Origin of the sequence: Streptomyces sp. NPDC087845 (assembly GCF_044742755.1) — a bacterium.
Taxonomy (GTDB): domain Bacteria; phylum Actinomycetota; class Actinomycetes; order Streptomycetales; family Streptomycetaceae; genus Streptomyces.
On the sequence record NZ_JBIUVC010000001.1, the window covers coordinates 1,016,047 to 1,023,171 of the forward strand.

Annotated in this window: 7 protein-coding genes; all 7 read left to right on the forward strand. The window is 67.7% G+C overall.

All coding sequences use genetic code 11. The features are described 5' to 3' along the window. Positions 1-5: 5 nt before the first annotated feature. The 7 genes from eccB (at position 6) to ACIOMQ_RS04730 (ending at position 7,121) form a co-directional block, all read left to right on the forward strand. The gene (eccB, locus tag ACIOMQ_RS04700) at positions 6-1,487 is read left to right on the forward strand and encodes a type VII secretion protein EccB (RefSeq protein WP_362195035.1); all 1,482 of its coding nucleotides are present in this window, start codon (positions 6-8) and stop codon (positions 1,485-1,487) included. 198 nt (positions 1,488-1,685) lie between these two features. Then, on the forward strand, positions 1,686-2,045 hold the full coding sequence (locus ACIOMQ_RS04705; protein WP_362195032.1) for a hypothetical protein: 360 nt from the start codon (positions 1,686-1,688) through the stop codon (positions 2,043-2,045). A gap of 177 nt (positions 2,046-2,222) precedes the next feature. Next, positions 2,223-2,549 (forward strand): WXG100 family type VII secretion target, encoded by a 327-nt coding sequence (locus ACIOMQ_RS04710; RefSeq protein WP_362195029.1) that lies wholly within the window; start codon positions 2,223-2,225, stop codon positions 2,547-2,549. A 132-nt stretch (positions 2,550-2,681) separates the two neighbouring features. Next, entirely contained in the window at positions 2,682-3,179 is a 498-nt protein-coding gene (locus tag ACIOMQ_RS04715; RefSeq protein WP_401262950.1) for a type VII secretion system-associated protein, read from the forward strand. Between the two features lie 45 nt (positions 3,180-3,224). Next, positions 3,225-6,155 carry an AAWKG family protein gene (locus ACIOMQ_RS04720; RefSeq protein ID WP_401262948.1) on the forward strand — a complete coding sequence of 977 codons (2,931 nt, stop codon included), beginning with the start codon at positions 3,225-3,227 and terminating at the stop codon, positions 6,153-6,155. Positions 6,156-6,303: 148 nt separating this feature from the next. Next, positions 6,304-6,801 carry a YbaB/EbfC family nucleoid-associated protein gene (locus tag ACIOMQ_RS04725; RefSeq protein ID WP_362195020.1) on the forward strand — a complete coding sequence of 166 codons (498 nt, stop codon included), beginning with the start codon at positions 6,304-6,306 and terminating at the stop codon, positions 6,799-6,801. Next, entirely contained in the window at positions 6,798-7,121 is a 324-nt protein-coding gene (locus ACIOMQ_RS04730; RefSeq protein WP_362195017.1) for a hypothetical protein, read from the forward strand. The genes ACIOMQ_RS04725 and ACIOMQ_RS04730 overlap by 4 nt, the downstream gene beginning before the upstream one ends. Positions 7,122-7,125: the final 4 nt, after the last annotated feature.

Here is a 7,125-nt window from a genome sequence, read left to right on the forward strand (position 1 = left end):
ACGGCATGCAGTCCAGGAAAGACCAGGTACAGGCCCACATGTTCGTCATGGGCCGGCTCACCAGCGGCATGCTGCGCCACGATCCGGACGCCGCGGAGAGCCCCGTCGGCCGCACCAACCGCGGCCTGGCCTGGGGCATCGGGCTCGGCGCGGTGCTCGTCGTCGGCTTCCTGCTGTTCGGGCTCATCTCCCCGGCCGGCACCAAGACCTGGCGCACGGCCAACGCCCTGATCGTGCAGAAGGAGACCGGCACGCGCTACCTGTACCTCGACGGCCGGCTCCGCCCCGTACGCAACTACGCCTCGGCACGCCTCGTCTCGGAGAAGGAGCTGAGCACGGTCACCGTCTCGGCCGCCTCGCTGCGCGGCGAGGCGCACGGCACCCCCGTCGGCATCCCCGGCGCCCCGGACGCGCTGCCCGGCCCCGGTGACCTGGAGAAGGGCGCCTGGCAGGTCTGCGCCGACGAGCCGCAGCGCACCGGACCGGACGGCGCCGACCGGAAGGCCCGCACCTCCCTGCGCCTCGGCTTCGCGACCGGCGGTGAATTCCCCGGGAAGCAGGCGGGCGTGCTGGTCGAAGGCCCCGACGGCAGCAAGCACCTGCTGTGGGGCGACCACCGGCTGCGGATCGGCGGACACGGAGCCATGCAGGCGCTCGGCTACTCCGGCACCGTCCCCGCCCCCGTCTCGGCCGCCTTCCTGGACAGCCTGCCCGCCGGCGCCGACCTGCTGGCGCCCGAAATCGACGGCCGCGGTACGGCGACGGGCAAGGTCGCCGGCGCGACGGCGCGGGTGGGCCAGGTCTTCGCGCTCTCCTCCCCCGGCACCGCCAAGCAGTACTTCCTGCTGGAGAAGGCCGGGCTGCGCCCGCTCACTCCGCTGGCGGCGGCCCTCGTGCTCGGCGACGACCGCACCGCGGGCCAGGCCTACCGGGGCAGGGCCCCGGAGCCGCTGGCCCTGACCGCCGACGAGCTGACCCGCCGGCAGGCCGGCACCGGGAAGACCGCGACGGACCCGGCGGACTGGCCCGGCAGCGCCCCGTCCGTGCGGACCGTCGCCACCGGCTCGGCGCTCTGCTCCCAGATCCAGCCCGAGGGGACCGCCCCCCGGGTGCGTCTCGCCCTGGTGCACGAGAGCGGAGGCGTCCCGGAGCCGGCCACCGGCCCCGAGATCGCGCGGGCCTGCCTGCCGGTGGACGGGATCGCGGTCCGCCCGGGAGGCGGCGCCCTGGTGCAGGCGCTCGGCGCCGGCGGCGGGGTGCGCGGCACCACGACGTACCTGGTCACCGACGTCGGTGTGAAGTACCGGCTGCCGGACGCCACCGCGGTGGAGCGGCTGGGCCTGAAGGGCGGCCACGCCCAGGCCGTGCCGTCCAGGCTGCTGGACATGCTGCCCACGGGACCGCGACTGGATGTGGCCACGGCGACGGACAGTCAGTCGACGTCCGCGGCCGATGCGTTGACGGCTCCACAGTCGAACTGTGGGTGAATCTCTGCCGACTTGCCGGCATCTACTCCCATGTCTTCGGCCCCACGTCCGGGTTCGAAGATCAGAAGAACCTCAAATGACTCACAGAACGTTGCATGGGTCACACAAGCCTCTTTAGCATCAGGCTTTATCTAGACGAGTGTTCGACTCCCCTCGCTCGTCAGTTCTCATTGCCGCGCGTCAGACAAGGAACCCACCATGGCGACTCCCCCGCCTCCCGGTAACACCCAGACTTCGGCCCAGAGTGAGAACCAGCGCGGCTACAACGCACTCTCCCAGGCCAAGGAGGGGGTGACGAGGGCCCAGAACGACGTGAAGACCGTGATGGACGGCCTCATCAGGGCCTACGGCGGCGCGGACGGCGCGGCGTTCCAGAGCCTGCTCAACGAGTGGAGCGGCCAGGTGGACGTAATCACCCGGAGCATGGGCGAGATGATGCAGACGCTGACCGAGACCGGGCAGGCGCAGTCGCGCACCCAGGCCGAGATCAACGAATTCATCGCTGCGGCCAAGCGCTCCAGCATCTCCCAGGGCACCGAGAACAAGCTCAACCCCTGAGCCGGTTCCGCTTCCCGAGCCGGGTCCACTTCCTGAGCGGGTTCCGCTTCCCGAGCCGGATCCACTTCCTGAGCCAGGTCCGCTTCCTGAGCCGGTTCCGTTTCCTGGGCGGGGGCCGCTTCCTGAGCCGGCCGCCTTCGTCACTTCTCCCATCCGTCTGACGTCCGAGGAGCTTTCATGCCCGACTTCTACGCCAACAAGACCGACGGTGTCATTCACGTCGAGTACCAGCACGTCGACCGCGCCGCAGAGGACATGCGGATGCAGACGAAGGCGATCCAGAACACCGTCACCGCGCTCAACGAGGAACTGGCCGGCCTCCGCGGAGCCTGGCAGGGTGCCGATGCCTCCGTGTACGGGCAGAAGCAGAACGAATGGAACCGGGCCTCGGAGGGCCTCGGCACCATTCTCCAGAGCCACAGCGCCCTGCTGAACCAGATCAGCGAGATCTACCGGAAGCACGAGAACCGCAGCGCCGACCAGTGGTCCAACGTGCGCATCTGACCCTGCCGCCGACAGCGCCACCGGCGACGACCGGTGGCGCTGGTACGTCGCTCCGGGCCGCCGCCTTCGGCATGCCGGCCTGGGACACCGGCTCCTCCCCACCGCTCCGCCCCGCCGTTCGAGAGAGAGACCATGGCCGAAGGTATCGATCTTTCCCATCTCGACGAGGACCATCTGGAAAAATTCAGAACAGATGGCGTCCACGGAATTGCCGCGTTCGTCACACAGCTGGGAACCCTGACGAGCACAGCGCCGCAGGCGGGTTCGAACATCACCATGATTCTGCTCTCCAGAGCACTGGAGAAACCCTCGGACCCCTTCGCCTCAAATCCTCCGCAGTTCGGCAGGCTGGCCCTGAACGACGACAAGGAGGAGACACCGGTAAATGGCACGCCGTTCATTAAATACATGACTTCGTGTTCCACTTCACTCGCCGGGATCCTGGCCAAGCAGAAAACCCTTTTCGGGGAGATCGACGGCGAGCTGATAAAAACCATCAAGGATCTGAAGGAAGCCCAGAACGAAAGCCTCGACGACATAAAGGGGCAAGATTTCCTCGACGACTGGAAAGACGTCAACCAGGTTTTCGCACCGCCGACCACGACCACCCCGCCTCCGGCGACCGCCTGACCCCCTCGCCACCCGCCGCACTCCCCGGAAGGGCTCCCTCCTCCCATGGCCACACCCTCCTCGCCGCAGACCCGGTGGGAATACGTCGTCGGGCAAATCACGGGCTTCGCCGGCGGCAAGCGCGAGGACGTGGGCAAGGTGGGAAGCACGGGCGACCAACCCGTCCCGGGAACCGGTTGGCTGAGAGCGAAGCCCGAAGTTCTTTCGCTGTCCACCTCCACCGACGGCGACACCAGCACCGTGGGCGAAAACGCCGAGAAGGGACCCGAAAGGGTCATCAGGTTCTATGACATAACAAGCAAGACCCAGGGCATCAGAAAATATTGGAAAGTAACCCTGTCGGTGCCGTGGAACGAAGGCGGGAACGACTTCAGCAACACCGGAAAGGCGAGTGCCTACGACTGGGGCTATGGCATGGCCCTCAAGAAGTTCATCGACGACTGCACCACCGCAGGACTCGATCTGGGCTACACCGGCGTACCCGCGGTGGAGAAGAAGGACAGCATAGAACTGGCCACGATCACGAACACTGCCAAGTCGTTCGATGACGTGCGCAAATTCTTCCTTGACTACCAGAAAGAAATCGAGATCTGGCACAAGAGCCTCGGCGAGGAGGACGCGGCCTGGAAGGGATCGGCCGCGGACGTATTTCGCACCCTGATCGACGGGCTCAATCTGGGATACAAGGACATCGGCGATGATCTCAGTTCGAACCAGGGCTTGAGCAGCATCACGCTGGGAAATCTGAACGCAACCGCCGACTCGTCGGTCGGCAAAGAGATTCTCCGCTGCGTAAAAGCCATCCATGATGCCGCGGGCAAGCTCCATACGGCCTGGACCGAGTGGACGAGCTCAACCGCAGAGCACCCCACTTCCTTCATGCCGACCAATTATCTGGATAAATTGATCGACAAGGTCGCCGTCTATCTCAACGAGAACAACATCAAAAAGGTGTCGGTCTCCTCGAATGGCGCGCTCATCAGTCAGCTCGACGGCTTTTCCATTTACTACGAACCGTTCGGCGACCTGACGCACAAGGAAGCGTGGGAGAAGCTCGCGCAGCAGGCCTATCTGGACTGGGTGGCGAACCTGGCGACGCTGGACACGGCCGCCACCGACCAGGCCATCGCGCTCAACAACGCCTTCGCGGACCTCGAAACCGTCACCAGCAGCTTCGCCTTCAACCCCGGCTTCACCGATCTGAAGACCAAGTACACCGAGAACCAGACGAAACAGCAGCAGGAAGACCTGAAGAACGAGCAGAAGGACCTGGAGAACAAGAAGGACGAGCTGGAGAAGAAACTTGGTGGGGACGGCGACGGCGACCAGAAGCCGCCGCCGACGCTCGGTCAGAACGACACCGGCGGCGGCCTGGACGACAACAAGACGCCCCCGGGTCTGAACGACGGCAAGGCGCCCCCCGGCCTGGAGGACAAGGTCCCCCCGCCCACCCTGGGTCTCAACGGCCCCGGCACGGGCACCGGCCTCAACGACGTCGTCCACAACCCGGACGGTTCCACCAGTGTGCGCAACCCCGACGGTTCGTACACCACGACCTTCCCGGACGGGCACCAGGAGAAGACGCCCCCTGGGGCGCCCCCGCCCCTGCTCGGACCGAACGCGCCCGGCTTCGGCACCGGCCCGAACACCCCGACCGCGCTCAAGACCACCAAGGGCCCGGACGGCAGCACCACCACGTACAACCAGGACGGCTCCCGCACCATCACGCACAAGGACGGGACCACCACCACTGTCGGCCGCGACGGCACGACGACCACGGTCAACCCGGACGGTTCCACCAGCGTGCTGCACAAGGACGGCAGCGAATCGGTCACCTATCCGGACGGCACCAAGACCACGATCCGCCCGGACGGCAGCACCGTCACGCAGTACAAGGACGGTTCCACCCAGAGCCGCGCGGCCGACGGCACGCTGACCACGACCGACGCCGACGGCCACAAGACCGTCTCCCATCCGCAGCCGGGCCAGACCATCCACAACCCGGACGGCTCGACCACGACCTTCAACAAGGACGGCTCGGCCACGACGGTGCACCCCAACGGCACCAGGACCACGGTGAGTTCCAACGGATCGGTCACCACGATCGACCCGGACGGCACCAAGACGGTCTCGCACCTGGGCAAGAACACCTCGACCATCGAGTACGCCGACGGTTCGGTCGCCAAGGTGGACAAGGACGGCACGGTCGTCACCACGTACAAGGACGGCACGTCCACCAAGCTCGGGCCGGACGGCACCTACACCACCACCGACCCGGACGGGCACAAGAAGACCGAGCACCTGAATCCCCTCGGCGGGAACGCGGGCGCGGATACCAAGCACAACGCGGACGGCTCCACGACCACGAAGTATCCGGACGGCACGGTGGACCAGAAGTTCAAGGACGGCGGCCACAAGATCAGCTACCCGGACGGGCGGACGGTCACCACGGACGCCGACGGCCGCACGGTCTCGGTCACGGGCGGCCCGTCCGGTCTCGGCGGCAACAAGTCCTCCGGCCATTTCGGCAACTTCGACTACTACGACTACCCGGACGACTACAAGAAGCTGAACACGTCCCTGACCGGCGGCGGTTACGGCGGCTACGGCTCGGGCGGTTCCTCCTCGCCGCCCCCGCTGTCCGCCAACCCCCTGGGGCAGAGCCTCGCCCCGCCCGGCGGCGCGAGTGCCGGCGGCGCCCTCCCCGGAGAGCGCACCCGGATGTCCGCGGTCAACGAGTCGGCGGCCGCCCGCAGTCGCGCCGCCCAGCTCGCCGCCGAGGAGGCGACCGCGATGCGCCGCCCGGCGACCACCTCCGGCGGGATGCCGATGATGCCTCCGATGGGCGGCGGCATGGGCGGCGCCGGCGGCCAGGGCACCCAGAGCGACGAGCGCGAGCGCGCCACCTGGATCAGCGAGGACGAAGAGGTCTGGGGCACCGACGAGGGCGGGGTCGCCGGCGTGATCGGCCGGTGAGCCCGGTGTACGGGGGCTCAGGTGCCGGACACAGCCGACGGGGTCCGGTCTGCCGCCCGGTGTACGGGGGCACGGGTGCCGGGCACAGCCGACGGGGTCCGGCCTCCCGCCGTTGTCAGGATGCGCACGAACAAGGAGGGGCGGGGCGATGAGCAATCCCCTGGAGGAGCGGCTGGCGGAGGCGCTGGCCGAGTTCGAGGAGACGCGGACCCGGCTGGACACGGCCGCGGCGGAGGCGTCCCGGATATCCGCGACGGTCACGGCCAAGGACCGTTCGGTGGAGGCGACCGTCGGGGCCCAGGGCGAGGTGACCCACCTGCGCTTCCCCACGTCGCGGTATCGCACGATGGCCCCCGCCGAGCTGGCGAGCGCGGTGCTGAGCACCATCACCGCCGCACGCTCCCAGGCAGCTGCCCAGCTCCTGGACATCTACCGGCCCTTCGGCCCCGTCCCCGGACTGTCCCCGGACGCCGAGGGCGGCTTCGCGCCCGTCGAGTGGGACGAGCTGTTCGCCCCGCTGCGGGAGGACACGGACCTGGTGGTGCCGGACTCCCGCTCCAGTGCCACCTCCGGCGGGGCCCTGCTGGACGAGCTGGTGGACGACGAGGAGAGCGGGACCGGCATCGGGAAGGGGACGGAACGATGAGCGAACTCGACGTCGACAGCGAGGGCCTCGACCGCAGCGGTGAGGCCGTGAAGGACGTAAGCGGCGTACTCAAGGTCGCCCGCGACGAGTACGTGGACAAGATCACCAGCTATCGCGGCTGCTGGGGCACCGGGGAGTTCGGCGAGACCTTCGCCAAGAAGTACTACCAGGGCCTCGGTCTTGTCGTGGACGGGACCGAGGCGCTGGTCAAAGCGCTTGAGTCCAGCGGGCAGAGCCTCAACGACACCTCCAAGAAGTTCAAGAAGACACAGCAGGACGTGATCGACCACGTCAACACCGGTACGACGAAGAAGCACTGAGCAG